The organism is Thermostichus sp. OS-CIW-31 (assembly GCF_054060305.1).
This window is the reverse complement of the sequence record NZ_JBSSDA010000003.1, coordinates 112165-137410: the sequence shown is the minus strand read 5'-3', so window position 1 is coordinate 137410 and position 25246 is coordinate 112165. Positions and strand designations below refer to the sequence as shown.

The 25246-nt window shown below is 58.9% G+C and carries 27 protein-coding genes; 19 read left to right on the top strand and 8 right to left on the bottom strand.

Annotated features, from left to right (window positions below; genetic code table 11):
- The first annotated feature begins 10 nt into the window (after positions 1–10).
- The 4 genes from ACVWY9_RS03200 (at position 11) to ACVWY9_RS03185 (ending at position 2980) form a co-directional block, all read left to right on the top strand.
- Positions 11–463, top strand: a complete 453-nt coding sequence (locus ACVWY9_RS03200) for an AbrB family transcriptional regulator (RefSeq protein ID WP_011432404.1) — start codon at positions 11–13, stop codon at positions 461–463.
- Positions 464–602: 139 nt separating this feature from the next.
- Entirely contained in the window at positions 603–2006 is a 1404-nt protein-coding gene (locus ACVWY9_RS03195; protein WP_457387486.1) for a 1-acyl-sn-glycerol-3-phosphate acyltransferase, read from the top strand.
- Positions 2007–2184: 178 nt separating this feature from the next.
- The gene (locus ACVWY9_RS03190) at positions 2185–2388 is read left to right on the top strand and encodes a hypothetical protein (protein ID WP_041436260.1); all 204 of its coding nucleotides are present in this window, start codon (positions 2185–2187) and stop codon (positions 2386–2388) included.
- Entirely contained in the window at positions 2327–2980 is a 654-nt protein-coding gene (locus ACVWY9_RS03185) for a (2Fe-2S) ferredoxin domain-containing protein (protein ID WP_414406465.1), read from the top strand. Before ACVWY9_RS03190 ends, ACVWY9_RS03185 begins: the two co-directional genes overlap by 62 nt.
- Positions 2981–3167: 187 nt before the next feature.
- Here ACVWY9_RS03185 and ACVWY9_RS03180 read toward each other — a convergent pair whose 3' ends face one another.
- Positions 3168–4031, bottom strand: a complete 864-nt coding sequence (locus tag ACVWY9_RS03180; protein ID WP_414349986.1) for an endo alpha-1,4 polygalactosaminidase — start codon at positions 4029–4031, stop codon at positions 3168–3170.
- A gap of 256 nt (positions 4032–4287) precedes the next feature.
- Here ACVWY9_RS03180 and ACVWY9_RS03175 point away from each other — a divergent pair, with 256 nt between their 5' ends.
- The 3 genes from ACVWY9_RS03175 (at position 4288) to ACVWY9_RS03165 (ending at position 8030) form a co-directional block, all read left to right on the top strand.
- Complete coding sequence (locus tag ACVWY9_RS03175; protein ID WP_457387485.1) at positions 4288–5376, top strand: OmpA family protein; 1089 nt, start codon at positions 4288–4290, stop codon at positions 5374–5376.
- Between the two features lie 323 nt (positions 5377–5699).
- Entirely contained in the window at positions 5700–6608 is a 909-nt protein-coding gene (locus ACVWY9_RS03170) for a hypothetical protein (RefSeq protein ID WP_457387484.1), read from the top strand.
- Positions 6609–6776: 168 nt separating this feature from the next.
- Complete coding sequence (locus ACVWY9_RS03165) at positions 6777–8030, top strand: AI-2E family transporter (protein ID WP_457387521.1); 1254 nt, start codon at positions 6777–6779, stop codon at positions 8028–8030.
- Positions 8031–8102: 72 nt separating this feature from the next.
- Here the strand turns inward: ACVWY9_RS03165 and ACVWY9_RS03160 are convergent, their stop codons facing one another.
- Entirely contained in the window at positions 8103–8330 is a 228-nt protein-coding gene (locus ACVWY9_RS03160; protein WP_414349981.1) for a hypothetical protein, read from the bottom strand.
- Positions 8327–9049, bottom strand: a complete 723-nt coding sequence (gene rnc / locus ACVWY9_RS03155) for a ribonuclease III (RefSeq protein ID WP_457387483.1) — start codon at positions 9047–9049, stop codon at positions 8327–8329. Before rnc ends, ACVWY9_RS03160 begins: the two co-directional genes overlap by 4 nt.
- A gap of 154 nt (positions 9050–9203) precedes the next feature.
- Between rnc and ACVWY9_RS03150 the strand changes: the two genes are divergently transcribed.
- Complete coding sequence (locus ACVWY9_RS03150) at positions 9204–9536, top strand: hypothetical protein (RefSeq protein WP_457387482.1); 333 nt, start codon at positions 9204–9206, stop codon at positions 9534–9536.
- A 57-nt stretch (positions 9537–9593) separates the two neighbouring features.
- Here ACVWY9_RS03150 and ACVWY9_RS03145 read toward each other — a convergent pair whose 3' ends face one another.
- The 5 genes from ACVWY9_RS03145 to lpdA form a co-directional block, all read right to left on the bottom strand.
- Positions 9594–9869 carry a hypothetical protein gene (locus ACVWY9_RS03145; protein ID WP_099812344.1) on the bottom strand — a complete coding sequence of 92 codons (276 nt, stop codon included), beginning with the start codon at positions 9867–9869 and terminating at the stop codon, positions 9594–9596.
- 100 nt (positions 9870–9969) lie between these two features.
- Positions 9970–11043 carry an A/G-specific adenine glycosylase gene (gene mutY, locus ACVWY9_RS03140; RefSeq protein WP_457387520.1) on the bottom strand — a complete coding sequence of 358 codons (1074 nt, stop codon included), beginning with the start codon at positions 11041–11043 and terminating at the stop codon, positions 9970–9972.
- Positions 11044–11128: 85 nt separating this feature from the next.
- Positions 11129–11266: a hypothetical protein gene (locus ACVWY9_RS03135; RefSeq protein ID WP_011432392.1), complete on the bottom strand. Its 138-nt coding sequence runs from the start codon at positions 11264–11266 to the stop codon at positions 11129–11131.
- Positions 11267–11499: 233 nt separating this feature from the next.
- On the bottom strand, positions 11500–12795 hold the full coding sequence (locus tag ACVWY9_RS03130) for a class I SAM-dependent methyltransferase (protein WP_457387481.1): 1296 nt from the start codon (positions 12793–12795) through the stop codon (positions 11500–11502).
- 196 nt (positions 12796–12991) lie between these two features.
- The gene (gene lpdA / locus ACVWY9_RS03125) at positions 12992–14374 is read right to left on the bottom strand and encodes a dihydrolipoyl dehydrogenase (RefSeq protein WP_457387480.1); all 1383 of its coding nucleotides are present in this window, start codon (positions 14372–14374) and stop codon (positions 12992–12994) included.
- Between the two features lie 119 nt (positions 14375–14493).
- Between lpdA and ACVWY9_RS03120 the strand changes: the two genes are divergently transcribed.
- The 11 genes from ACVWY9_RS03120 to ACVWY9_RS03070 all read left to right on the top strand — a co-directional run bounded on the left by ACVWY9_RS03120 (position 14494) and on the right by ACVWY9_RS03070 (position 25214).
- Positions 14494–15276, top strand: coding sequence for an HAD family hydrolase (locus tag ACVWY9_RS03120; protein ID WP_457387479.1), 783 nt, complete (start codon positions 14494–14496; stop codon positions 15274–15276).
- The gene (locus ACVWY9_RS03115; protein ID WP_457387478.1) at positions 15273–16127 is read left to right on the top strand and encodes a M28 family peptidase; all 855 of its coding nucleotides are present in this window, start codon (positions 15273–15275) and stop codon (positions 16125–16127) included. The genes ACVWY9_RS03120 and ACVWY9_RS03115 overlap by 4 nt, the downstream gene beginning before the upstream one ends.
- 258 nt (positions 16128–16385) lie before the next feature.
- Complete coding sequence (locus tag ACVWY9_RS03110) at positions 16386–17147, top strand: ChaB family protein (protein WP_414355624.1); 762 nt, start codon at positions 16386–16388, stop codon at positions 17145–17147.
- A 153-nt stretch (positions 17148–17300) separates the two neighbouring features.
- Positions 17301–18236 carry a DnaJ C-terminal domain-containing protein gene (locus tag ACVWY9_RS03105; RefSeq protein WP_011432386.1) on the top strand — a complete coding sequence of 312 codons (936 nt, stop codon included), beginning with the start codon at positions 17301–17303 and terminating at the stop codon, positions 18234–18236.
- Complete coding sequence (locus tag ACVWY9_RS03100; protein ID WP_011432385.1) at positions 18233–18514, top strand: chaperone modulator CbpM; 282 nt, start codon at positions 18233–18235, stop codon at positions 18512–18514. Before ACVWY9_RS03105 ends, ACVWY9_RS03100 begins: the two co-directional genes overlap by 4 nt.
- A gap of 43 nt (positions 18515–18557) precedes the next feature.
- The gene (locus tag ACVWY9_RS03095) at positions 18558–19307 is read left to right on the top strand and encodes a photosystem reaction center subunit H (protein WP_041436253.1); all 750 of its coding nucleotides are present in this window, start codon (positions 18558–18560) and stop codon (positions 19305–19307) included.
- A gap of 285 nt (positions 19308–19592) precedes the next feature.
- On the top strand, positions 19593–20018 hold the full coding sequence (gene rplU / locus ACVWY9_RS03090) for a 50S ribosomal protein L21 (RefSeq protein WP_011432383.1): 426 nt from the start codon (positions 19593–19595) through the stop codon (positions 20016–20018).
- A 76-nt stretch (positions 20019–20094) separates the two neighbouring features.
- Entirely contained in the window at positions 20095–20364 is a 270-nt protein-coding gene (gene rpmA / locus ACVWY9_RS03085; RefSeq protein WP_011432382.1) for a 50S ribosomal protein L27, read from the top strand.
- Between the two features lie 505 nt (positions 20365–20869).
- Entirely contained in the window at positions 20870–22360 is a 1491-nt protein-coding gene (locus ACVWY9_RS03080) for a cellulose synthase (RefSeq protein WP_457387477.1), read from the top strand.
- A 256-nt stretch (positions 22361–22616) separates the two neighbouring features.
- The gene (locus tag ACVWY9_RS03075; protein ID WP_457387476.1) at positions 22617–24404 is read left to right on the top strand and encodes an MBL fold metallo-hydrolase; all 1788 of its coding nucleotides are present in this window, start codon (positions 22617–22619) and stop codon (positions 24402–24404) included.
- A gap of 54 nt (positions 24405–24458) precedes the next feature.
- A complete protein-coding gene (locus ACVWY9_RS03070; RefSeq protein ID WP_011432379.1) occupies positions 24459–25214 on the top strand; it encodes an ABC transporter ATP-binding protein in 756 nt (251 codons plus the stop codon).
- Positions 25215–25246 lie beyond the last annotated feature (32 nt).

The window sequence follows — 25246 nt, the reverse complement described above, 5'->3', positions numbered from 1 at the left end:
ACATTAAAAAATGTCAGATATACCACCACAACCTTTAACCGGGAAGGCTCTGCTCCAGAAGGTCGAAGCTTTGGGGCATCTTCCGCGCCGAGAAACGGCAAAGCGATGTGGCTATGTAACCATGACCAAGACCAACAAGCCTCGCGTCAACTTGAATGAGTTCTATGACGCGGTGCTGGCAGCAAAAGGTCTGAGCCTCAGCCCAAGTTCCAGCCGGGACAAGCGCGGTCGTGAGCCAACCTTTCGGGTCAGCGTTCACAAAAATGGGCAGTTGATCATTGGGTCGGCCTACACCGAAAAAATGAATCTCAAACCCGGGGATGAGTTCGAGATTCAGCTGGGTTACAAGCACATTCACCTCAAGCAAGTGCTAAACGGCCAGGTGGTGGAGGAGTCAACCCCAAGTAAAGAAGCTTCCCCCAAAGCGACTCGCGGTCGCCGGAAAAAAACTGCTGGGGCTTGAGCCGCTGCCGGGCCGGGAGTGAGGAGAAGGGATCCAGTTGACGAACTGTCACTGTGTGGCTTTCTTCTTGCCTTGCCCTCTTTAAGATGGGATCCAAAGCCTAGGTTCACCCTCTTTCTGACCCTAGATAAGGATCCCTATGCAACAGAAGGTTCAGCCACCCCTCAAGTTTTTGCCACCGCGATTGACGCCTTGGGTCGTTCGTTTTGCTCAAGCAGGCTTGCCCTTTTGGTTGCGATGGACCAAAGGGATCCCTCGCGTTGAAGTAGAGGGGGGAGAGCGTTTGGCTCAGCTTTATCAGCAGTTTGAGGCGGGCAAGATTCGCCTGCTGGTGGCGTTTCGACACCCGACCCTGGATGATCCCCCCTGCTTGATGTACTTGTTTGCCCATCTTCTGCCGCAGGTGGCCCAACGCCAGGGGATCCGCTTTCGGGGCCGGCCCCACGTTTTGTTTGTCTACGACCGCGGCCTACCTCTGTGGCTGGGATCCGTTGCCCGTTGGGGCTTGCCGCGCTTGGGCGGGATCCCGATTTTGCGAGGCCGTCTGGATCGGGCAGGGCTAAAAAGTTCTCGTGAGCAGTTTGTATCGGGCCAATATCCGCTGGCGGTAGCTCCAGAAGGGACGATCAACGGCATGAGCAGTCTTCTCAACCCGTTGGAGCCGGGGGTAGCCCAGATGAGCTTTTGGGCGGTGGAGGATCTGCACAAGGCGGGACGGCCAGAGCAGGTGCTGATCCTGCCGGTGGGCCTTCGCTATTCTTACCTGAGGGATCCCAGTGCCGCTCTGAATAGATTGCTCAGCCGCATGGAGGCCGATTGCAAGCTGCCACCCCCGCGCTCAACCCATGCCAGTCAGGCCTTTTTGCTGGCCCGTATTCTTCGCTTGGGAGAACACCTGCTGCAAGTCGTGCAGACCTTCTATGAGCGCTTCTATGCCCCTGCCCTTCCTGCTGCAGATAGAGCCCAAGTTAAAGAGGGGGATCTGTTGGCGCGTCTTCAAAGCTTGTCAGATCTGGCCCTGCGGGTGGCCGAGCAGCATTTTGGTCTGGAGCCCCAGGGAGACTTAATCGAGCGGCGGCACCGCATCGAACAGGCGGGCTGGGCCTGGATCTACCGCGAAGATATTGCCGATATTGCTGGTCTCTCGGCTCTGGAGAGGGGGCTGGCCAATCGAGTGGCTGCTGAGGCCAGTTTTCACCTCTGGCACATGCGCTTGGCGGAAACCTTGATGGTGTTTGCGGTGCGCCCCATGCCCGAGCAGCCCAGTCTAAGTCTAGACGAGTTGGCGGAAACCGCCCTGCGCCTCTGGAGTCTGCTGGCTTGGATCAAAGGAGAAAATCCCGTCGGAACTGCTCCCCCCCGCTTGGGACCCCGCCTGGCCCGTTTCAGCATTGGGGATCCCCTCTCGGTTTCCGAACGCTGGCCCGCCTACCAGGCCAACCGCCGACAAGCCGTACAAGCCCTCACCCAAGATTTACAAGCAGAAATGGAGCGGCTTATCAAAGGGATCCCGTGCTCCCCTGCGGTCCTCCCTGCTGTCTGACATGCCTAGTCGGCTCAGGGGCAAAAAGTGTAACAATTCCTGAGACATCTTGTGAGATATTTCGTGAAAGTAAGACGAACTTTTGCATTATCTGACAAGCAGGTGAAGGAAAGGGGAAGTTTCTGGCTCTTGGGGTAGAAAGGGGGCAGAAAGGAAGTGAGGCTCGTTGGCTTGGTCTATGTCTGATGAGCTGCTCCGCGCCATTCGCAGACGCGACCTGGAGGCCGCCACTTCAGCCGTGCAGCATTTGCGTTCTCGCCATTTAAGTGAAGCTGTAATCACCTCGATGGTGATGGTGGCCGTGGAGCGGTTGGCATGGGATGAAGGCGACCGGGCCGCCGCCAGTTGGTTACTGCGTCGCTGCTCCAGACGACGGCGCTGAAGGGATCCCTGCCCACATTGATTGTCTCGGGCCGTTGCTCTACGAGCTGTTTCAAGAACGCTGGGCCGAGATCCAACTCGGTCATGGGGTGGAAGGAGGAGTGCTGGAGCTGGCTTTTGAAAAGCCGACGGCTTTGTGCATGCTCTACGACGGCTACCTGACAGTGGCCACCGAAACTTGGCACCTGCATTTGTGCCTGGAGGAGCACCAAGGCGGCCCCTACCGCAAGACCCCACCCGAGCTGCGCCGCAAAAGATGGGTTAGCCGCGCCGCTCTCTACCGCCGTCTCAATCCCCAGAACCAGCCCCGCAGGTGGGGGATCCAGACTGTCTGTCGCTCCAGCCGTTGCTATCCTTCCCGCAACTATCAACCGGTTGTGGAAGCTCTGGAATCTGCCCGCCGAGAAGTCAACCTGGATGTACCGGTCATAACCTCAGGTTGTCTAGAAGTTTGCCAACAGCGACCGGTGGTTTTTTACTCTGGCGACCGCACCTGGTACAAGCGGGTTACTCCGCCAGTAGCGGGACAACTTGTCCACGAGCACCTGCTTAGGAATTGTCCCCTAAAAGCCCATCTTTTCCCAGGAGATTAGCCTATGGTCAGCCTACAGCCGCTTGTTCAAGCCCTTCCCGAAGCTCCTCGCCGAATCCCAGCCTCTATTTGGCTACAGGCTACCCAAGACTTGGCCCAGCCTATTCACCACCCTTGGCTGCCTGAGCAATATCGCCTATACCTGTACGCTGCCCTTTGTTGCTATCGGCATCATTGCAGGCACCAGGTTAACTCGCCAAAGGGCGGTCATCAGCGCTTTGATGATTTGGCTGGCTAACCAAATCTTTGGCTACACCTGGCACAGCTATCCCCGCACCACACCACACGCCCCAACCCTCTAGTTTCCTGCGGTGGAGCACAGCATGCAGACCTGCCGGGACAGCAGAGCAGACCTGTTGCAGGAACTCAGTTTCGGTGAAGGCATCTGTGTACTCGATGGCGAGCACCGGCTTGCCGGCTTTCGTGAAAGGCTGCCAAAGATCGCACCACCCCTCTGCAAAGCAGGACTCACTCACGGCAAAGTCGAAATAGGGCTCTAGAGCAGCCGCTTGTTCAGGATCGTTTTTCAAGCTGACCGCCAAACCGCGACGATGGGCTTCCTGGGCCAGCCAGCGATTGAACTGGAGTTGGTGAGCCGGTGCGAGGGCAAAGCCGGTGGGGTTCAGGTAGCCGTCCACGTTGTCCGGGTCTACACCGTCAAATCCCTTCTGCACCGCCAGATCAAGCCTCGCGCTCAGGATTGGTGCCAGGATGTCAAGGGCGCGAATGTCCACCCAGCGTTCTCTGTCCCAGCCTTCGTAGGCTGCGCCCAGTACGCTTTCCGGGTACAACGCAGCGTCTGGTCGCCAATCTTCCCAACTCCCGGCTGAAAAATAGGCAACAACGCGGGCACCCGACCGCTGGAGCAGAGCAACAGTCTCCGGGGGCGTGTCAAATAGATCCAAGACATAGACCTCTACCCCCGGCTGGGGCGCTGTAACCGGCTGGCTCAACTGGTAGAGCCACACCGCTTCCTTCTGGGGATGCCAGCGGCTAGTCAGGCCACAGCCAGCCGCCAATGCAATCAACAGGGGCAATAGATCGCGATTCATTCCTGTATCCACCGGCAGCTTGCTAAGAAAACGGTGGCCTGCTCCCTCTCCCCTTTATTCTAGGACATCCCACCCATACCCAAACTTTTAGTCCTAGCAAGCGAGAAGAATTTGGTACCCCAGTCATCTCATCTCAATCCTAAATGACTACAAAGTTTGCCTTGACCTTAACTTTATGCATATGCATTTCTGATCCCTTCTAGGGTAAACTCCTGGCAGAAAACCCGGAACGGATCCGGAGACCTGGGAGACAACCATGCCTTTTTACGTGGGTTTGCGGCGCCATGCCCTGCAAGGTTTTATTTTCTCTACGCTAACAGCTCTACTTGTCCAGGCGGGGCCAGCTCGGGCCGATCTGCCAGGGACAGCGGATCCCCCAGGGCTTAAGCGCTTCGCAGGATCCAGCATTGTGTTTCAATCGCAGGCCGACTACGACCGCTTTAAGTTGGCCCTTGAAAAAATCGTCTTCAGTGGCGCGATGGGAGCTGTGCAGCCCTATCGGTCTCAAACTGTCGAGGGGCGTCGTATCACGACCTATTACCGACTGCCGGAGCGGGTTGTCCCTCTCGAGGCACTGCTCAACTACGAAACCGAACTGAAAGAGTCTGGCTTTGAGATCCTCTTCTCCGGCTTGGGGGAGGAGATTGAGACCCTTGGCTACAACAACCAGATTGCTCACGAGATCCTCAATATGAAGGGCACCTACAGCACGCCGGAAGAACGGGCCCAGTGGCCGTTTCAGAACGCCAGAGAAAACACTGCTGCCTATTTGGCTGCACGTGGCAAGTCCCCCGAAGGCGATGAGCGATTCGTGAGCGCCTACTTTGTGGTCAATACCGATGACTGGGAGATCACCCGCGGCAGTGGACCGATCCCGACCGGGATTACTCTGGGGCGAGTGGATGTCGTCGATGTCAAGCCCCGCCAGCAACGCCTGGAGCTGGTTGAAAGCATCACAAGCGGCGAGATCAATCAAGCCATCAGCCGCGATGGCCGGATCGCCCTCTACGGCATTCTCTTTGCCTATGACTCGGATCAGATTGAAGCGGCTGCCGAGCCCACCCTTGCCGAGATCGCCAAGCTGATGCGCGAGCGCACCGACCTCAGCATCCTCGTGGTCGGTCATACCGATGCAACCGGTAGCTTCGACTACAACCTAGGTCTCTCGCGGCGCCGGGCCGAGGCGGTTGTCAACCGGTTGGTTCAGCTGGGTATCGAGCAACGTCGACTCTATCCGGTTGGTGTGGGGTTCTCTGCTCCTGTGGCCAGCAACACCACTGAGGAAGGCCGGGCGAAGAATCGCCGCGTGGAGTTGGTGGATCTGGCGGGTGGCAGAATCCCCTAGGGGAGAGTTTCTGAGTTTTGGCTCAGGGCAAGCATCGCCGAAACTCTGGACACTGCGGCTGCGGCGAACTAGTTTAGAGGCAACTCTTTACTTCTAAGCTATTTCAAGGGGTGGGATCCATGCTTAGGCCCAGTCTTCTGTTCTCCGGCTCGGCTTTGTTGGGTTTGCTGTCCTTGCCGTTTTTGATCGGCGAAGGTGGCTGGTTGACCTCATCTCGTAAGAGCCAGAGTCCTGTCACTGAGGTTTCTCTACAAGCTTGGGAGCACTCCCTGCCCTCATCCCAGGCCTTGTTTGAAGATGAAGCAGGTTCTGGATCTTGGCTCATGCGGCAAGCCCAGCTGCAAGAACGGGTACAGCAGCTTGAGCAGCGCTCTCTAGCTCACCAGCAGCAGGCTCATCAGTTGCTGGTACAGCAGGCAGCTCCCCAGCCCGCCGGGGGTGTTGGCCGTTCCAGCTCAAGCCCTGCCCTGTCGGCACGGCCTCGGCGTCAGGATCCTACCCTTTCTCCATTCTCTGCTCAGGCGGATGTTCCCAATGAGCTGGCGCTGCTAACCCAATTCATCCAGCAGGAGCCGGGAAATGCGCAGCTTTATCTGCAACGGGCGCAATACTTCTGGCGGGAGTCTCAAGAAGATCCTGCTGCTTTACCGCAGCCTGAGCATGCTTCTGCCATTGCTCGCTTGATGCGCTCTGCTCTGCGGGATCTGGATATTGCCATTGCTTTGGATCCCTACCTGGCTGAAGCCTATTTGCTCAAGGCCAAAATCCAACATGAGCGTTTGCAAGAACCTGAGCAGGCTCTGGCAACCTTGTCTCCTCTGGATCGGATTGCCTATCACAACCCGCAACTGCACTTGATCCGCTCTCGCATCTGGGCCGAACAAGGCCATCTGGAATCGGCGTTTGATGTGTCGCATCTGGCGATTGAGCTGGCCAAGCAAAATCAAAGTGCTGCCGATCTTTTCGAGGCCTATGTCCATCGCGGCCTGATGTGGGCCAGCATCTGCGACTTCAATTTGGCCGTTCAGGATTTCAGCCGGGCTATCGAGGTGCAGCCCCAGCGGGCTGAAGGTTACTACCACCGCGGTATGGCGCGCGCTTACCAGGGAGAGGATAGGGCTGGTGCCGCTTCCGATTTGGGTAGCGCTTTGATGTTGTGGCAGGTTTCGGGCGGGGGATCCCCGGGGCTGCTGGAATATGTAGAAGCGGTGCGGAGGGAACTGTTGCGGTAGCTGCAATTCTGGCTGGGTTTTTGCTGCGGATCTTTGGTCTGGCCGACTGGGCAGGGAAGTTCTGGGTCTAGGGTCTTTGCCCAGGAGCATTTGGCAAGTCCAGCTAGGGCAAGCCAGGATGGTAGAGCCGTCTGTTACCTAGCCCCCTGAAGAGAACCCAGCCAGATGATGAGCCGAAGACAATTGACCATCTCCGTATCCTCTGTAGCCCTGGTGGTGGCCACAGGGATGCTGTTGTTGCTGCTGTGGCAACTGCGCAGCTTGGTGCTGACCGTGATGATCGCGGTGGTGGTGGCGGCGGCGCTGGCTCCCCTGGTGGATCTGGCCGAGCGATTACGCATCCCCCGCTGGCTGGGGGTTGTGCTGGTGTATTTGAGCTTAATTGCCGGGATTGCCGGCTTGGCTCTGCTCATTGGCCCAACGGTGGTAACTCAGACCCAGCGGTTGCTAGCGAGGTTGCCCTTCTATCTGGAGCGACTACAACTGCTGGTGGACACCTGGATTGCCGATCTGGCGGGGGTGGATCCGGCGGCGCTGGACTACTTAAACCAGTTGCTCGATCCTCAGTCGTTGATGAGCTGGGCAGTTCGCTCGGGACAACGGGTGCTGGTGCAGTCTTTCGACTTCACCCGCGGTTTGCTGGGTGGTCTGCTAACCACGGTGCTGACCCTCTTCATTTCCGGCTACATGCTGGTGAGCGGCTCTGACTTGGTGCGGGGCTTGGTGGAGTTGTTTCCCTATCCCTGGAATGAGCGGCTTGCTGAGCAGGTACACCCGATGGCTCAGCGCATGGGGGGCTACATCCAGGGGCGGGTGCTGGTCTCTGCCATTTTGGGTGTGATGATCACCGTCTCGCTTCGCTTTCTGGGCCTGTCGGAGTTTGCTCTGGCGCTGGGGGTGATCGCTGGGTTTACCAACCTTATCCCCTTCATTGGGCCGGTACTGGGATCCCTGCCCGCTTTGGTGGTGGCGATTGTGCAGGGGGGCTGGACTTTTTTGTGGGTGCTGATCCTATATGTTGCCGTTCAAAACCTGGAAACCTATGTGTTGGATCCTCTGTTGGTGGGATCCTCGGTGCGGGTGAAGCCCTTGTATCAGTTGCTGGCGGTGCTGGGGGGCACCCAGTTGTTGGGTATTGTTGGGGCGGTGATCGCCCCCCCGTGGGTGGCCGGTATGGCGGTGCTGTTGGAGAACCTTTATCTGAAGCCCAAGCAGGAGGCAGAGGTTCGAGCCAGGCTGTATGCTCGGGCCACCGAGGCTGCTGGTTCTTTGGCTTTGCCGGGGATGGATCCTGCCGACGCGAGCAGCCCAGAGCCATCTTTTTCCTCTCGTCCGAATGGCTCTTCAAATGAGCCGGAAGAGTTGCCACAGGAAGAAAGTCTCTCGCCTGCGGATCCCGTAGCCGGAAGAAGTCCTTATTAGCAAGCTTCTCATCTGATTCGCCTCTGTTGCTCTCGGAGAAGGGCTGCTGTGGTTTTGGGTAGGGTGCACATCTCAGCGGTGACGGGCATCGAGGATGAACAGAGCACTGCCTACGACGAACAGGAGGCTGGCTCCTATTCCCAGCAGGGTTTGGACAACCTTGAGATTGAGAAAGGCTGGAGCTGCGGGATCCCACGGAGGGGGGTCGCTACCCAAGGTCATCACCTCGCTCGCCGCAAACAGGCTGCTCCCCAGCAAAAACAACCAACTGGCCAACTCGTAGCGGTGGTTGCCTCTCATGTCTTCTCCGACTGCAAGTGTTCGTAGGCTTGAGCAGCGGCGGCCATTTCCGCAGCCTTTTTTGAGCGACCTTCACCGCGACCCCAGCACCGTCCTTGCCCCCAGACTTCCATGGTGAAATGGGGGGGATGCTCCTGGGCGGCCACCAGGCGGTATTCGGGCAGGCTACCCCAAAGGCGTTGGGTCAGTTCTTGCAAGGCTGCTTTGGGGTTGCGCCGAGTGGGGTCTTGGAACCACTGCTCCACTCGCCGGTGTAGATAGGGATCCAGCCAGGGATGCAGCCTGGGCAGCGTGTAAATACCCCAACTGAGATAAAAGGCTCCCAGGAGAGCCTCGAAAGCATCCGCCAGCCGCCGACCCCGCCCGGCCAAGTCGTTTTGCGAGCTGGATCCCACCTCCAGGTAGCGATCCAAGCCGTGCAGATCCGCCAGTTCTGCCAGGTGAGCATCGCTGGTCAGGTCAGAGCGAATCGCGGTCAGCTCTCCCACCGACAGATGGGGATAGGACTGAAACAAGAATTCCGTAACCAAAATCCGCAGGACAGAATCCCCCAACAACTCCAGCCGATCGTTGTTCCGCTGGCCATCCAGAGAAGGGTGAATCAAGGCCTGATCCAGCAGATCCCAGCGCAGTTGTTCCAGCAAAGCCGGATCCCTGAATCCAAGACGAGCCAGCAAATGCTCCAAGGCACGACGGCGGGACGGGATCAACTCAACCATACCATCAGGATACTGACGTTGCCTCAGCGGTCAGAGCTGCACAGCTTAGGCCCATTTTGACCTGGGCCATCCCACCCAGGCCGGGATCCTCGCTCGGGCGAGAAGTTAGCTATGCAACAAAAGTAGTATAGGCTTTTCGAGGGAGGATCCCTGCATGCCCATTCGCGCCCATTCCCCCATTCCCACGACCCAGATGGAAGTGACCAGCATTCGGCTGGAACGTGAGCTGAAGCAGCGACTGAAGGCGTTGGCCGGAAATCAGGGTTACCAGGCCCTCATACGGGAAATTCTTTGGAGTTATGTCCTGCGTCACTCTCAAGGGGCTACCACCCTCAGTCCTGAGGATATTCGGGCCAGCTTCCCGGCCACGGCCCACCAAGCCCAATGCTGCGCTCTCACCGGACGGGCCATTCAACCGCAAGAGCCCATGCTGCTGGGGTGGACCACCGATGGGAAGTTTGTCGCCCTCAGCTCCTCCTGCTTTTAAGTTTTGGAGTCTCTCTCCAGTTGGCGAAAGGCTCCACCCGGCACGAATGCCACCCCTTTAGACGCCACGAAGTTCTCGATATTTTCTGGCCCGTTCCTCGGCTGGATCGGGGGCTTGAGCTTTGGCAACTGCCTCCTCCAGTTGGGCCATCACCGTCTCTGCCGGTTCAGCGGAGCGGACGACATAAAACATTAGGTTAATGGCTTCGTTGGCCGTCAGTTTGAGGGTTTCTTTTCCTTTGGGCACCAGCGCGATCTTGCCATCTGTGGTTGTGATGGCTGTGTGGGATCCCTTAGCCAGAATCTCCCCAGCTTTTTCCAGAGTGACAAGCATATCCGTAGCTCACGGCAGCAGGACATCTACTATCCTATCGAATGTCTTGGGGCAAACGTTCCAGAAGGGTCTAAGCCATTTGGCGGATTGGGTGGGTTCATCATGGGTTGCCATGCTCTGCCAGCCAAGCATACAAGTGGGGAAACAACTTTTGATTGGCCCCTGGGAAGGGAAATTCCGACAGTTCCGCCGGGCTGACCCAGCGCACCTCGCTACATTGCAGGGCTTGGGCTTCTCCGCCCAGGTAGCGGCAGATAAAAGCAACAAGAGTAACGGTGAAATGGGTATAGGCATGTTCGACGGTGGCTAGCGGCGCGACCACCTCGATATCGATGCCGATTTCTTCTTTTACCTCCCGTACTACACACTCGGCAGCCGTTTCTCCCGGCTCGATTTTGCCTCCGGGAAACTCCCACAGCCCACTGAGCATCGAGCTTTCCAGTCGTCGATCGATAAGGATTTCTTTTCCCCGCAGAACAATGGCAACCGCGATTTGCTTATGAGGACGAGAGGCACGGGGTGCAGACATAGGCAATTGTTGGTGTTGACCTCGATTGTAGGCGCTGCAATCCGCTTGCCAAGGGCACCGGCCACAGTGAGGCTTTTTGGGACGACAGACGGTAGCTCCCAAATCCATCAGGGCTTGGTTAAAAGCCCGTGGCTGCACAGGATCCAACAATTGCTGGGAAAGCTGCCACAACAGGGGCAGACACTGGGACGGAGGCTGCTGCAAAGCCACCAAGCGAGCCAGCACCCGCTTGACGTTGCCATCCAAAATGGGCAAAGGCTGATCAAAGGCAGCGCTGAGAATGCCGCCAGCCGTGGTGCGCCCGATCCCCGGCAGAGCCAACACCTGCTCCAGATCCCTGGGGAACTCGCCGTTCCGTTCCCGCACCAGGATTTGGGCAGCTTTGTGCAAGTTCAGGGCCCGCCGATAGTAGCCCAGGCCCTCCCACAGTTTCAGCACCTGCTGCTGGGGGGCTGCCGCCAATGCTGGGATCCCAGGCAGGGTCTGCATCCAGCGCTGAAAGTAGGGGATAACTGTTGCCACCTGGGTTTGCTGTAACATCACTTCCGAAACCCAAATGGCGTAAGGATCCCGGGTGCGGCGCCAGGGCAGATCCCGCCCGTGTTCACGGTACCAACGCTGAAGAGACTGCCGCAAGCGTTGCAAGAAAGCCTCGTCCCACTCCCCTCCTTTGCTCGGAAGGCTGGCAATGTAGGAAAAACTGACCTCGGCTTCTGATATGGGCTGAGACTCAAGCTGCGTAAGCAAAGTGCAAAGCCCACCAGATCAGGGCCGAAACCACACCGGCCACAATTCCTGCCGAGATCAAAACGACAATTGGGCTATCCGCCCCCTTGAACTTCATAATGCCGCGATTGTAGTCAGCCATCCTTGCCTCCTACCAGCTCTGGCGTTGGGGTTGTCAGGGATGTTGATCGGGATCCAGATCTGCCAGCTCTATTCACAGGGAAAGCTGTGGCGAAGATGTCCCAGTAGAGGTGCTCCGCACCGCCGGCGCAAACATGCCTGGGGAGAAGCACCGTCCTCGGTCATGCATGATACAACCTTAGCATGGAACAGACTTTGACCCTGGTGATTTGGACTGTTTGGAATAACCAGAAGCTAGGCAACCCGCAGGACTAACCGGTCTGCTTCCCACTGTCGAAATAGGTTGAGAAGGTGGTCGGCTCTCTCTTCATGGGCAGCCAGGATCTCAGCGCCAGAACGGGCTTGATTGGCCAAGGGCAGCAGCAGCTCCACCACTTGGTAGCGGGTAGAGGCCATCATCTTGCCAGGGATCCGGGCGATAGGCCAGAAAATATCCATCTTCTGGGTCAGGATCTGGGCCGGATCCAGCTTGCCCAACAGATCTGAAAAGGGGATTTTTTGATCCCAGTAGCGCACGCTGCCATAGCGGACGAACAAGGGGTTGAGTTGCCAGCGGGAGCTCTTAAAAAATTCGACTGTAAAGGGATCCCAGTGGTCCACCTTTTTCCCTTGATGGCAACACCAGAAGAGATTTTGCGTGTGATACAGAGGCTCCAGATACTCCATGACCCGCAGTTGGTCGATGCGAGCAAGGGCCTCGTAGCGGCGATGGAACTCCGGGTGGGTGGCGGCAATCAACGGCCTGGCATTCCAATAGTCCAAGTAGGGGGCTACATCGATAAACTCCAGCCCGGCTTGGGCAAGCAAGTCGGGAATCTCGCCGATGTCGAAAGGAATATCATTGGCATGGAAGAAATTATCGACAATGTTTTCATCTTGTCCATAGTATTCTTGGTGAGCCTTGGCGTGCTTGGCCAAAAGGGAATTGGGGCTGGCTCCCTTCAGCAGTTGCCGCACAAATTCGATCTTTTCTGGGGTTGCAGGTGGGGTGATGCCCAACAACTCCAAGGCTCGCCGAATGCGGTACAGATGCCAACGGCCTGAACGGTTGTAGAGCATCAGCGCCATCACCCCATCGGGAGCCAACCGCGATGCCAGATTGCTCAAAGCCTTCACCGGATCTGCAGTGTGGTGAATCACGCCGTAGGAGCTGATCATGTCGAAGCTGCCTTCGGGCCAAGTAGAGGGATCCAGCAGATCCCCGTACTGCACAGAGCAGTTGCGTAGGCCGTGGTGCTTAATTCGCTTCTGGGCAATCTCTAGGGCCGGGCGGCTGATGTCGATCCCGACCACCGACCCATAGCCGGGGTTGCTGGCGGCAATGCCATGCACTTCCCAGCCGGTGCCACACCCGGCCACCAAAAACCTGGCTCCTGCGGGCTCTTGCAGCCTACGGGTGCGGGCGTACTGCGCCAAGGTGTAGCTGCCCAGACTGGAGAAGCCCTCAAAGGGTCGGTCGTAAGGAATAGGAGGGTAGGGGAACGTCTCGTACTGGGCCTGCACCGCCCGGGTAATCTCGGCTTCGCTCACCAAAAGCACTTCCTCCCACGCGTTCCCCCCCATCCTACGGTTTTCTTGACGCTTTGAGCCGGGAGATCTTGCTGGGTTGCCCGTCTGAGAACCTGGCCCTTCACAGCCTGGTTGTAAACCCCGCCGGAGGCAGAGCGGGCGGGACGGAGTCCTCACAAAACCGAGTGAGGCAGGCGACCCTCTGCCGAGCCGTTGGCTAAGGCCCTGCCAGAGCGTGAGTTGCCCGCTTGTAGGCTTCCTCCAGCGTCTCTGCCAAGGTGGGGTGAACGTGCACCAAGCCGGCCAGTTCTCGCACCGTGGCCCGGCGAGCAATGGCCTGAGCTGCCTCGTGAATCAAATCCGCCGCATGGGGCCCGAAGATATGGGATCCCAGCAGTAGGCCGGTGCTCTTGTCAAAGACCAGCTTGACCATGCCCTCTGTCTCTCCCGAAGCAATGGCCTTGGAGTTGCCGCCAAAGTAGGTGCGCACCGTGCCCACGCTGTAGCCTTCCTCCTTGGCCTGAGGTTCGGTCAGCCCCACAAAACCCATTTCCGGGTGGGTGAACACCGCGGCCGGGATGCTGAGGTAGTCCATGTAGGCAGTACGGCCACAGATGTTTTCCACGGCCACTCTCCCCTGAGCTGCCGCCGCGTGAGCCAACATCATTTTGCCTGTCACATCCCCAATGGCCCAGAGGTGAGGCAAATCGGTGGCCATGCGGCTATCGACGGGGATGAACCCCCGTTTGCCGGTGTCGATGCCCAGCTCGGCCAAGCCCAGCCCCTCTGAGACCGGGATCCGACCGGCAGCCACCAAGCAGCCATCCACCTGCAGCGTCTCGCCGTTGGAGAGGTGAATGGTCACCGGCTGGCCGGGGATCACCTGCCGAGCCAGCACGCCCACAAAGGTTTGAATGGAGCGGGGCTTGATCAGCACTCGCTGGGCCAGGCGGGCAATGTCTGGGTCGAAAGCCGGCATCAGGGTCTCCAGGGCTTCGATGAGGATGACCTGGGATCCCAAGGCAGTGTAGATGTCGGCAAACTCCTGGCCAATGTAGCCGCTGCCGATAATCGCTAGGCGCTCCGGGATCCACTCCAGCCGCACCGCCTCGTCGCTGGTGAACACCGTCCGGCCATCCACCTCGATGCCAGGGGGCACAAAGGGGCGGGAGCCCGTCGCAAGAATAACATCCTGTGCCGTGTAGGTATAGGATCCCTTCTCTTCCTGGACTTCCACCTGCTGGGGTGCCACCAACTTGCCCCGCCCTCTCAGGATTGTTACCCCCAGCTTCTCCAGCGAGCGAGTCATGTCGGCGCGGATCTTCTCCACCACTTGGGCAGCATGGGCGGCAATCGCTCCCCGGTCAGCCTGGACGGATCCCACTTGGATGCCCAGCTCAGAGCTGTGTTGCAGTTCCCGCAGGCGTCCGGAGGCGGCCAGCAGAGCCTTGGAGGGGATGCAGCCGCGGTTGATGCAGGTGCCGCCCATTTCTGCACCTTCGACGATGGCGGTCTTCAGGCCGGATTCGACAGCATGTAAAGCAGCGCCGTGACCGCCGACGCCGGCACCGATGATGATTACGTCAAAATCGAAGCTCATGGCGAGATTGGATAACCAGTGCCTCATTTTCTCACCTTGTTGGCCTTCCCAGAAACCTGGCTAGGGGCACCCAAGCCATGCAGTAGCATAGAGTCGCTTGTAGGCGGGTGGGGGTACACATGACACTCCAAGCTTTGATCTTCGATGTGGACGGCACGCTGGCGGACACGGAGCGGGATGGTCATCGCGTGGCCTTTAACGCTGCCTTTGCCGAGGCAGGGCTGGACTGGCACTGGTCGGTGGAGCTCTACGGCCAACTCCTGGCCATTACGGGGGGCAAAGAGCGCATTCGCCATTTCGTTGCAACCTGCCAGCCGCCGCTACCCCCTGGTGAAGATTTAAATGCCCTCATTGCCCGGCTGCACCAGGCCAAAACCCGCCACTACACTGCCCTATTGGCCCAAGGGGGGATCCCACTCCGCCCAGGGGTGAAGCGCCTCCTGCAGGAGGCCAGAGCTGCTGGGATCCGCTTGGCCATTGCCACCACCACCACGCCGGAAAACGTGACGGCCCTTTTGGAGCACGCGCTGCCGGAGAGCCTGAGCTGGTTTGAAGTGATCGCTGCCGGCGATATTGTCCCCGCCAAAAAGCCCGCCCCCGACATCTACTTCTACACCCTGGAACAGATGGGGCTGCCCCCCCAGGCCTGCCTGGCCTTTGAAGACTCGGAGAATGGGCTGCGCTCGGCCCAGCAGGCCGGTATTCCCACTGTGGTGACGGTAAACGACTATACCCGGGATCAGGATTTTTCCGGGGCAGCTTTGGTGTTGGATCACCTGGGGGAGCCTGAGGATCCGTTTCGGGTGTTGGCGGGAACGGTGGGATCCCACCGCTACTTCACCCTGGAGTTGGCCCGACAGATCCATGCTCAAGTTGCCCGGTCTGGAGTGGGAAGCTCATGATGGCGTCAGATCTCCAAGACCTGCGGCAGCGCCTAGAGGCTCATCTGCAGCAAGTGGCCCAGCCCCGGGATCCCGACTGGTCGCCCTTGGGCCATCAGCAGGTGGAGCGCTACATCCAAGAGCAGCTTTCTAAGTGGGGATCCCTGGAGTCCTTCCCCTTTGAGGCCGGTGGCCGCCTGCACCGCAACTGGATCTTGAAATTGCCGGGATCCCGTTCTGGTCGCCCGCCCATTCTTATTGGGGCCCACTTTGACGCTGCCCCGGCAACCCCTGGAGCAGACGACAACGCCAGCGGCATAGCGGTGTTGCTGGAATTGGCCCGCCATTTTGCCGCCAACCCTGCCCCTTCCCCCCTGTGGCTGGTGGCTTTTGACCTGGAGGAGCGGGGGATGGTGGGCAGTGGGGCTTACGCCCAGTTTCTTCAACGTCAGAGGCAATCCCTACGGCTGATGCTGTCTTTGGAAATGCTGGGCTACCGGGATCCCACCCCCGGATCCCAACGCTACCCCGCTGGCCTTGAGAAGCTCTACCCCAACCGGGGAGATTACATCGGTCTCATCGGCAACTGGCCCACCTGGGGGGATCTGCTCAAGCTGCAGCGTGATTTTCAAAAAGTGGGGATCCCTTGCTGTTGGTTGTTGGCCGGGCAGCGGGGCCTAATCCTGCCTGCCGCTCGCCTGAGCGATCACTCCCCCTTTTGGGATGCGGGCTACGCCGCCGTTATAGTTACCGACACCGCTTTCTTGCGCAACCCCCACTACCACAAGCTGAGCGATACCTTGGAAACCCTAGATCCAGATTTCCTGACGGGGGTCTGCCAGGGCTTGATGGCCGGGATCCGCTCGCTGTAGCTCTTCCAAACACCACAGTCGTTCAACAACAAGTAGCGTGCGTTAAGTCCTAACTCCCCTCTCTCTGGAAGGAGGCTGGGGGTAAGGGTAGAGTTGGCATCTTTAGTACGGAGATTTCTCCAGGGGGTTCGCGATTCTGCGACCGAGTCCTTTGCTGAAGAGGGGAGACAATAGACGAGAGTAGTAAGACGAGAGTAGTAGCAGGGAAAAGGTTAAAAAACCTGCCTTGGCACTGTAAAACTCAGCAGGAGATTGCGTATGAGCGCTTTTGCCCAAGCTCCCAAAAAGTGTGTTTCCGCCGCCTTCAAAGAAGAGGGCAAGCTGCAAGAGTGTATCCAGCGGCTTTTGAACCGTGGCATTCCCAACGATCGCATCTCCATTATTGGCCGCAACTTTCAAACCGAAGCCAAAATTACCGGGTTTATCACCCGCAAAGAGGTGGTTCTGGACGGTCTGACCAATGGGGCCATCTATGGATCCCTGTTCGGATCCCTGCTGGGGCTGCTCACTGGCGTGGGGGTGCTGTTCATTCCCTTTTTGGGGGCAGTGGTGGCCGCTGGGCCTCTGGGAGCCGCTTTGTTGGGGGCAACGGGCGGCGCTTTGTACGGAGCACTGGGAGCGGGCCTGGGATCCGCCCTGATTGCCTTGGGTATGCCGCAGGAGAAAGCCGCCATCTACCAAACCCGGGTACAGGCGGGCGAGTTCTTGTTGGTGGTGCAAGTACCGGAAGAGAAGTCGGGCGAAATTTACTGGCTGCTGCAGAGTGCTGGCGGAGAGGAAGTTTCCATTGCCGACTTGAACTTGCCCGGTGAGCCAGAGGGAGACTTAACCCCAGAGAGCATCTCGCCGGAAATCCGCGCTGACCTCTCGGAAGAAGCGCAGCAAACCTTTGTGGAAGCCTACAACCAAGCCAAACAAGAGAGCAATAACTCCACCCATGCACTCCTCAAAGCTTGGGAAAAGGTCAAGCAAATTTTCACACGAGATGAGAAAGGGATCTTCTCCAAACGCAAGCCCTAGCCCAAAAAGTTTCCGAAGTAGCGAGAGCACAGTAAAGCGCCATCTCGCCGCTCTGCCTGTACGTGTTCTGGGTCTGCTCCAATTTTTTAGCTGCAACCTTATATCCTGAGAATAGCCCGAAAAACTCTAACCTAACCTTGCAGGGGTGAGCCTATGGCTGCGAGTGACTTCAAGGATTACTACAAGATCCTGGGCGTCAGCAGAGATGCCTCTGCCGAGGAAATCAAGCGCGTCTATCGCAAGTTGGCCCGCCAGTATCACCCCGACGTGAACCCCGGCAACAAGGCGGCAGAGGAACGCTTTAAGGAGATCAACGAAGCCTACGAGGTGCTCTCTGATCCAGAGAAGCGGCGGCGCTACGACCAGTTTGGGCAGTACTGGCAGCGGGTGGGTACTGGTTCTGCTGCTGGAATGCCGGGCATGGAGGGCTTCGCCCAATACGCCAGCTTCGAGGAGTTTATCAACGAGCTGCTGGGCCGTATGGGCTCCCGCCGCAGCGGGTTCCAGGGCTTCGCCGGCGGCTTTGGGCCGTTTGTTTCGGTGGATTTGCCGGGGCAGGATGTGGAGGGCACTCTGGGTCTCAGCTGGGCAGAAGCTTTCCACGGCACCCAGAAACGGCTGAACCTAGATGGAGAAACGCTAACCATCCGCATTCCCCCCGGTGCCAAGCCGGGCAGTCGCATCCGCGTCAAGGGCAAAGGCCAGGTCAGCCCCTTTGGAGGGCCAAGAGGGGATCTCTACCTCACCCTGGAGCTGCCCCCCCACCCCTTCTTCCGCTTTGACGGAGACAACCTGCTCTGCGAGCTGCCCATTACTCCTGACGAGGCGGCTTTGGGAGGGACGGCGGAAGTTCCCACCCCTACGGGTCGCGTGCAACTGAGGATCCCTGCCGGGGTAGACAGCGGCCAAACCCTGCGGCTGCGGGGCCAAGGCTGGCGGGATCCCCAAGGCCAGCGGAGCGACCTGCTGGTGCGGCTGAAGGTGGTGGCGCCCAAATCCCTTTCCCAGACCGAGCGGGATCTCTACGAAAAGCTGCGGCAAAGCCGTAGCTGGGATCCCCGCGCCCACTTGCAGGAGGTGAGTCTATGAGTTTGGCCATTGTGCGGGTAGAAGAACGGCTCTATACCTTCGAGCAGGCCACGGAACTGCTGGGGATCCCTCCCCACCTGCTGGAATGGCTGCTGGCTCAGGGCTTAGTGGAGGCCGAGAGCAGCTACCTGACCCCCCAACAGCTCAGGCGGTTGTTGCAAATGAGCCGCCTACACCGAGACTTGGGGCTTAACTGGACGGGGGCAGCGATGGTCTTGGACATGGCTCAGGAAATTGCCCGGCTCAGGGGGCAACTGCGCCATTACCGCGGATTTTGAGGCTGCCCAGCTAACCCATCAAGGAGATAACTCGATGAACCCTATGGAACAGATCATCCGACGTAGCCAAGTGGTGGGCCTGCTGGCCCTCGATGGCAGCACTGCTACCGCATTGGGTACCGTAGAAGAAATCTGGGTTGACCCAACAGGGCGGGTATGCTACTTCACCAGCCAGCAGGGGTACACCCCCCTGGAGCAGATTTCTCTCATCGGGCCAGACGCGCTGCTGACCTACTCTACCGTTTTTGCTACCCCCCTAACCCCCATCAGCTCTCTTTACCGCCGCACAGTGCGCATTGGGAATCGAGAGGTCGGCTGGATTGAGGATTTTCTCTTCGACTGGGAGACTGGAGCGATTGCCGCTTATATTCTGGGTGGCAGCATTGCCGAGCCTTGGGGGGGGCGGGCTGTTCTCCTGCCTGAGGATGTGGAAGCCATTGATGTGGACGCGGTGGTGGTCAAGGAGGATGCTCCGCAGCGGCTGAAATCGGAAGCGGAAGGCTTAAAGAACTTTTGGAGCGAAAAATCTCGGCAGGTGAAACAGCTTATCCAGCGCATGGGGGATCGCCTCAAGGCGTTGGTTGGCCCACAGGATCCGCCGGAGGTGGTGCGCGTTAAGGTGAAGCAGGTGCGGGACGAGCTGGCCAAAGGGGGCAAGTTCGATCTCTCCCTACTGGACGAGGCGGCAGAGTTTCTGCAACACAAGTGGGAAACCTGGCAACATCGCCTCAGCCGCGCCGCTCAGCGCATGCAGGCTGCCCTTCAGGCTGCTTGGGAGAAGCTGACCGAATAGCAAAGAATGACTCTGCAACCTCTGGCCTGCGGTCGCCTCAGATGCTGCACATTTGCTTCCCAACTGCTTCCCAACTCCCCTCTTCCTCTGGGAAAGGGGCTGGGGGGCAACAGCATGAGGTGCTTGGGGAGTCCGTCCCACTGCTCGACCGGAACTGTTGCAAGCCAGTCCTCGACCAAACCCAGCTGACGGACGGCGGCTTTTTCGGCTACGATCTAAGATCGCTGTCAATGCTCGGATCAGGTTTCAAGACCCCCGCAGGGCACCTGTACGGCAGGGAGAAAGATGACTTACGCAATTGTGGAAACCGGCGGTAAGCAGCTTTGGGTGGAGCCGGGGCGTTTTTACGAAGTTGATCGCCTGGCGGAAGTGGAGGAGAACAGCCCCTTCGATTTGTCTCGTGTGCTGTTGATCAACCACGAGGGACAAATCACGTTGGGGCATCCCTACGTTTCGGAGGCGGTCGTCAGGGCACGGGTTTTGCAGCATCGGCGCGGCGATAAAATCATCGTCTACAAGATGAGGCCAAAGAAAAAGACCCGCAAAAAGAGAGGCCATCGGCAACCGCTGACCCGTCTGCTGATCGAGTCTATTGAACTCAATGGGGTGCCCCTAGCCACGGCACCATCCCGTACGGAAGCGGCTCCAGAGTCTAACCCAGAGGCAGCCCCTTCGGCAGCGGCGACAGGGATCCCTGCGGATGAGGAATAAACTCTGAACTCAGGTGTCCTGAATCCCGATTTTTTTATCTCGTTTCTGTTGATCACGCAGTTGCATAGGAGGCGTTATGGCTCATAAGAAGGGAACGGGCAGCACTCGCAACGGTCGAGATTCCAATGCCAAGCGGCTGGGGGTGAAGCGCTATGGGGGCGAGCTGGTGCATCCCGGCCACATTCTGGTCAGGCAGCGGGGCACCAAGTTTCACCCAGGGGTGAACGTGCGCATCGGCGGCGACGACACCTTGTATTCTGTGGTCACCGGCATTGTGACTTTTGAGCGCTATGGCAAGTGGCGGCAAAAGGTGAGTGTCTACCCAGCTGAGGTGGCTGCCCAGTAGGGAAAGGCCCAGCTTTGAAACTGCCTGGGAGAGCATGACTCTAGTCAATAATAAGCTCAACTATACTGAAAATAATGTATAATATGTTCAGTACGGATTACTACCAGTTGATCTTTCTGTTTACTTTCGAGTCTGCCAACATGGTAGCCAAAGCAAAGCAGAAAATTGGTAGTAAGACGACACGGAAACTGCGCTTTGGGTATTCTACTCAAAGCTTTGCGGGATACCGCCATTCTGTTTGGAAACAAACAGAATGCTATCGCTGCATAGTTGAACAGTGATGTTCAGCAGTGCTCAGCGTAAATGTATCAGTTTCTTCCGCAAGAGAAGATTCTCGCTTCTGTCGACCAAGCTGCTTGCCGGGCTGAAAACTGTCTGCTCCAGAGCAGACAGGGCTTTGCTGTTGCTGATTCCTGAACTTTTTTCGTTCTTGAGGATTGGGGCCAGCCGGAAGAGAAGAGGAGCTAGGGATCCCTGACCCTTCAAGGGCGAAAATGGCAAAAGCGTGGAAGGCAGAAAGCTGATGCGGGTGTATCTGTTTCGCTGGGCAGGGTTGCTTCACCTCATTGCCGGGGTGATGTACCTCTACTGGCGACTGACAGCCGGGTTGATGGATTTGGGATCCCTTTTGTTTTGGGGGGCAGAGCTGTATGTTTGGCTGGCGGCGGTGGGCTTTACCCTCAGCCGCTATCCCCAAGTGCCGAGAGAGACGATCCCATCCCCGGAGGTTCTGCGGCGGTCGTTTTTCCAATTGCCGCGGGTGGATGTGCTGGTGATGCGCCAGTGGGATTCCGTAGAGGCAACCCGGCAGACGGTGCTTTCGGCTCTGCACCTCGACTACCCTTGGGAGCGGTTGTTTGTCCACATTGTGGATCGGGTAGAGGATGAGGAGATGGCCAAGGCGGCGCGGGCCATTCCCTGCGAATACTGGGCCTGCCCTAGCCCCACAGCCGACCCCCTGGCTTACGCGATGGGATCCCCTCATATCCAAGGGGAGTATCTCCTCCTAGTACAGCCGGGCCATTTTCTCGAGCGGGACTTCCTGTGGCAGACCTTGCCCCACTTTTACGACTCGCCGGAGCGGGCTCCAATTGTCAACCGAACTGGCTTTGTGCAGGCAATGCTGCGCACCCTAGGCCAGCCCAGAGCCGTTCACCCCCTGCAACAGCTTTTGGCGGTGGGATCCCAGGGCTACCAGGCGGCACCCCTGTTGGGTTCTGGCTGTCTCATCCGGCGCAAGGCTTTGGAAGGGATCCCGCGGATCGACATTCGTCGCCCTGTGCAGTTGGGGTGTCAGATGCACTGCCGCGGCTGGCAGTCTCAATTGGTTCGCCAAACCCAGGTTACGGGTGTTTTGTTGCCCTTGCGCAACCGCCGCGTTGCTTTGCTGGCTTTGTTTTCGGCCTTGAGGGAAAATCCCTTCTGGGGCAAGCCGACCACGCAGCAGCAGCGCTTTCAATACCTGTGGCTGGCCCTCTGGGCTGCCGGTGGGATGGCGGAGCTGGTCTACTTGGCGGTGCCGATGGTCTTTCTCTGCACGGGGTGGATGCCGGTGCCGGCCTTTGACCGGGTCTTCTTCGCGTGGTTTTTGCCTTATGCTCTCCTGGGGCGCATCAGTTGGCTCTTGGCCTTTCCCCCCCATCTGTGGGGGGCAGCTTGGCAGTCGGAACGGCAGACGGGCAGCCAGTTTTTTCAGTCCATCCAGGCGCTGGTGCAAAGTCTGCAGGGAGTGCCCCCCTATCCCGAGCAGCCTTCCCAGCTCTCCTTAGGACCTCAGGCTCTGGCTATTGTGCTGACTTTTCTGGCTATGGGGGTGGGATCCCTGCGTTCTGCCGGCAGTTGGGATCCCTCTTGGCCTGAGCTGCTGTTTGGCTTGGTCTGGGCCTTCTACAACCTGATGATCCTGACGGTGCGCCCCGACGATCACGATTTTGCCGGCTTTGCTTTTCCCAGCAGCAGCGCCGCTGCGGCGACAGAAGAGAGCGCCGACCCATAGGCTGCCAAGCCAAGACAAGTTCATCGCAAAACCAAATCCCCACATCCATTCAGCTGCTGCATGGATGAAATGGCAGGCTGCCGCGGCAGATGGTGGGCAAACGCTATGCTGTGAGAAGTGTAGGATAAGTGGATCGGCACAGGTTGTCTCCAACTCTCCGGGGAGGTGTACCGGTGGAGAGGGGGGATCCCTGGCCAAGTCGCCCCTCCTGTTTGCAGGATTGAACGCGGTCTTCTAGGTTCAGAACGACACACCTGTGGAGTCAGAGAGACCCCCCCTTCGACTGCTCCCCCTGGGTACGGATCCCTGGCAGCAGGGCTGTGCCTATTGGCTGGAGATGGGATCCCACCGTTTGCTTCTCGATTGCGGGTTGCCCGCTCCTGCCCTCTTTAAGGCTCTGCCAGGGATCCCGGATGCGGTAATCTGCAGCCATGCTCACTTTGACCATGTGCAAGGGCTACCTGCTTTTCATCGTCGTTACCCTCAGGTACCTCTCTACGCCACGCCGGTGACTGCTCATTTGGCCGCTGGTCTGTGGGAGTGTGGCGTTTGGCCAGGCTACGACCGGGACATTCGCTTTCCCCCCTTTCGGGCGCTGCCTTTGGGCCGGGCGCGAGAGATTTTGCCCCATCTGATGCTCACTTTCTTTGCGGCTGGGCATCTGCCGGGAGCGGCGGCAACCCTGCTGCAAAATACCCAAACCACTCCGGCCCAAGCCTGCGTGTACACGGGCGACTGTTCCCTGGCCTCAACTCGCTTTGCCCCCGGCTTGGATCTCGCCGCTTTGCGTCACTGGCAGCCGGACGTGTTGCTCATCGAGGCTTCGCTGGGATCCACCCGCCATCCACCCCGTCGTCACCTGGAAAATCGCCTGGTGGAGCGGTTGCTCAGCGCCTTGGAAGCGGGGCAAACGGTGCTGTTTCCCCTGCCGGTGCTGGGGTTGGGGCAGGAGCTGATCTTTCTCCTCAAAGCCCACCACCGCTTTACCCAAGCCCCCCAAGAGCTCAAGATATGGGTGGCGCCGGGGCTGGCGGCAGGCTGCAATCTCTACGAGCGCTTGCTCACCTACCTGCCGGAGCCGGTGCGCAATTTCGCCACCTACCAGCCCTTGTTCTGGGAAGACCGCCTGCAGCCGCGGGTTCAGCCCCTTACCGAAGCGGATCCTCTGCCCCAAGGCTTGCTGCTGTGCGACGCCGATGCCGGGCCTGAGGCTTGGGATCCAATTTGGTCGAGGTTGTTGGCCCAACCGCAGCGCTCCTGTCTGCTGGTGCGGCTGCCAGAGGTGGAACTGGCTACCCCGTTTGAGCGTTGGCCGGCGCCGCTGCGCTCCCGCATTGCCGTTGAATGGATAACCTGGCACAGCCACAACGATGTCGGGCATCTCACCCAGATCATCCACACCTTTCGCCCCCAGCATTTGGTCTTGGTTCACGCCGACCCCCAGCAGGCTCAGGATCTGGCGGATCTGCCGGAGCTGTGCAATCGCTACCATGTCCACTGCCCTCAGCCTGGGCATTGGCTGGAGTTGCCCGATGGGCACCTACAAACCCCAGTTAGGCTCGCGGAGCTGAAGGCCGGTTCCCCCGCCGAGATCAGGGATCCCGCTGTGCGCTACGAGGGGGAGGTGGAAGAAGTTTGGCAGGAGCAGGGGCCGCCGCGGACTTTGGCGGGGGTACAGGTGCGTCTGCCGCCCCAGATCACCCAGGATCCCCGTTGGCTGGCCTGGGCCGATACCGGCCTGGTGGAAGCCCGCTGGCAGGGATCCGAACTGGTGCTGCGCGGCCTTTCTCCACGGGAGCTGATCCGCCCGGCAGAGGCTGCCCCTTCTCCAGCAGGGATCGTGCCGCGTCCAAAACAGCCTTCTGTATCCAGTCATCACGGTGGCAAAAAGTGCCAAAATTGTCGCTTTGCCCGCCAGATCTTGACTTCCCAGGCCCAAGCCTTTCGCTGCGATCAGGAACGCTCTCCCCTCTACCGCCTCAGGGTGGATCCCCAGGGGAGCTGCCCCTACCATCAGCCGCAGGAGATCCGCTCTTCCGGTTAGCCGTCAAGCCAGGGAAGCCCAAAGGCTAGAATGGGGCAAGTCGCGGTGCCAACCATGCTTGAGCAAGATTCCTGGGCAAATCATCGCCGTGGGCCGGTCGGATCCCTGGAGCGCCCAGCCGAGGCCTTGGCTGCGGCCAGCCCGCCCGTAGTGCAGATGGTTGGGGTGAACAAAGTCTATCCACTGCCGGAGGGCAGTTTTCAGGCCCTCTACGATATCGACTTGGCGATCCAGCCGGGAGAGTATTGCGCCATTATGGGGCCCTCTGGATCCGGCAAATCCACCCTGATGAACCTCATCGGCTGCTTGGATCGGCCCAGCTCAGGGCGCTACTGGCTGGATGGGGTGGAAGTTTCCACCCTGACCGATCGCGATTTGGCCCACATTCGCAACCAAAAAATCGGCTTTGTCTTCCAGCAGTTCCATCTCCTGCCCGTCCTGACAGCGCTGGAGAACGTCATGCTGCCCTTGGCCTATGCTGGGATCCCGGAGCCGGAGCAACGCCGGCGGGCCAAGCAAGCCCTAGAACAAGTGGGCTTGGGGAGCAAACTGCAGCAGCGTCCGGCCCAACTCTCCGGCGGCCAGCAGCAGCGGGTGGCGATTGCTCGTGCCATTGTCAACCGACCCCAACTGTTGCTGGCTGATGAGCCGACTGGGGCTCTGGATAGCCATACCGGCCAGGAAGTGCTGAACCTTTTTGCGGAGCTCCACCGGCAGGGCATCACCCTGGTCGTGGTCACCCATGACCTTGAAGTAGCCCAGGCCGCCCAGCGCATTATCCGGGTTGGAGATGGCCGTTTGCTGGATTGAGAGGGATCCGCCTGGGGGTAGTTGGGTTCAGG

What these genes read in the sequence shown, in the direction of transcription:
- ACVWY9_RS03190 (WP_041436260.1), top strand. Translation starts at nt 2,185, where the DNA reads ATGTCTGATGAGCTGCTCCGCGCCATTCGCAGACGCGACCTGGAGGCC.
- ACVWY9_RS03150 (WP_457387482.1), top strand. Translation starts at nt 9,204, where the DNA reads ATGCCCATTCGCGCCCATTCCCCCATTCCCACGACCCAGATGGAAGTG.
- rplU (WP_011432383.1), top strand. Translation starts at nt 19,593, where the DNA reads ATGACTTACGCAATTGTGGAAACCGGCGGTAAGCAGCTTTGGGTGGAG.
- ACVWY9_RS03200 (WP_011432404.1), top strand. Translation starts at nt 11, where the DNA reads ATGTCAGATATACCACCACAACCTTTAACCGGGAAGGCTCTGCTCCAG.
- ACVWY9_RS03145 (WP_099812344.1), bottom strand. Translation starts at nt 9,869, where the DNA reads ATGCTTGTCACTCTGGAAAAAGCTGGGGAGATTCTGGCTAAGGGATCC.
- rnc (WP_457387483.1), bottom strand. Translation starts at nt 9,049, where the DNA reads ATGGTTGAGTTGATCCCGTCCCGCCGTCGTGCCTTGGAGCATTTGCTG.
- ACVWY9_RS03195 (WP_457387486.1), top strand. Translation starts at nt 603, where the DNA reads ATGCAACAGAAGGTTCAGCCACCCCTCAAGTTTTTGCCACCGCGATTG.
- ACVWY9_RS03110 (WP_414355624.1), top strand. Translation starts at nt 16,386, where the DNA reads ATGAGCGCTTTTGCCCAAGCTCCCAAAAAGTGTGTTTCCGCCGCCTTC.
- ACVWY9_RS03185 (WP_414406465.1), top strand. Translation starts at nt 2,327, where the DNA reads ATGAAGGCGACCGGGCCGCCGCCAGTTGGTTACTGCGTCGCTGCTCCA.
- ACVWY9_RS03070 (WP_011432379.1), top strand. Translation starts at nt 24,459, where the DNA reads ATGCTTGAGCAAGATTCCTGGGCAAATCATCGCCGTGGGCCGGTCGGA.
- ACVWY9_RS03135 (WP_011432392.1), bottom strand. Translation starts at nt 11,266, where the DNA reads ATGGCTGACTACAATCGCGGCATTATGAAGTTCAAGGGGGCGGATAGC.
- ACVWY9_RS03165 (WP_457387521.1), top strand. Translation starts at nt 6,777, where the DNA reads ATGAGCCGAAGACAATTGACCATCTCCGTATCCTCTGTAGCCCTGGTG.
- rpmA (WP_011432382.1), top strand. Translation starts at nt 20,095, where the DNA reads ATGGCTCATAAGAAGGGAACGGGCAGCACTCGCAACGGTCGAGATTCC.
- ACVWY9_RS03180 (WP_414349986.1), bottom strand. Translation starts at nt 4,031, where the DNA reads ATGAATCGCGATCTATTGCCCCTGTTGATTGCATTGGCGGCTGGCTGT.
- ACVWY9_RS03175 (WP_457387485.1), top strand. Translation starts at nt 4,288, where the DNA reads ATGCCTTTTTACGTGGGTTTGCGGCGCCATGCCCTGCAAGGTTTTATT.
- ACVWY9_RS03170 (WP_457387484.1), top strand. Translation starts at nt 5,700, where the DNA reads ATGCGGCAAGCCCAGCTGCAAGAACGGGTACAGCAGCTTGAGCAGCGC.
- ACVWY9_RS03095 (WP_041436253.1), top strand. Translation starts at nt 18,558, where the DNA reads ATGGAACAGATCATCCGACGTAGCCAAGTGGTGGGCCTGCTGGCCCTC.
- ACVWY9_RS03120 (WP_457387479.1), top strand. Translation starts at nt 14,494, where the DNA reads ATGACACTCCAAGCTTTGATCTTCGATGTGGACGGCACGCTGGCGGAC.
- lpdA (WP_457387480.1), bottom strand. Translation starts at nt 14,374, where the DNA reads ATGAGCTTCGATTTTGACGTAATCATCATCGGTGCCGGCGTCGGCGGT.
- ACVWY9_RS03105 (WP_011432386.1), top strand. Translation starts at nt 17,301, where the DNA reads ATGGCTGCGAGTGACTTCAAGGATTACTACAAGATCCTGGGCGTCAGC.
- ACVWY9_RS03160 (WP_414349981.1), bottom strand. Translation starts at nt 8,330, where the DNA reads ATGAGAGGCAACCACCGCTACGAGTTGGCCAGTTGGTTGTTTTTGCTG.
- ACVWY9_RS03100 (WP_011432385.1), top strand. Translation starts at nt 18,233, where the DNA reads ATGAGTTTGGCCATTGTGCGGGTAGAAGAACGGCTCTATACCTTCGAG.
- ACVWY9_RS03115 (WP_457387478.1), top strand. Translation starts at nt 15,273, where the DNA reads ATGATGGCGTCAGATCTCCAAGACCTGCGGCAGCGCCTAGAGGCTCAT.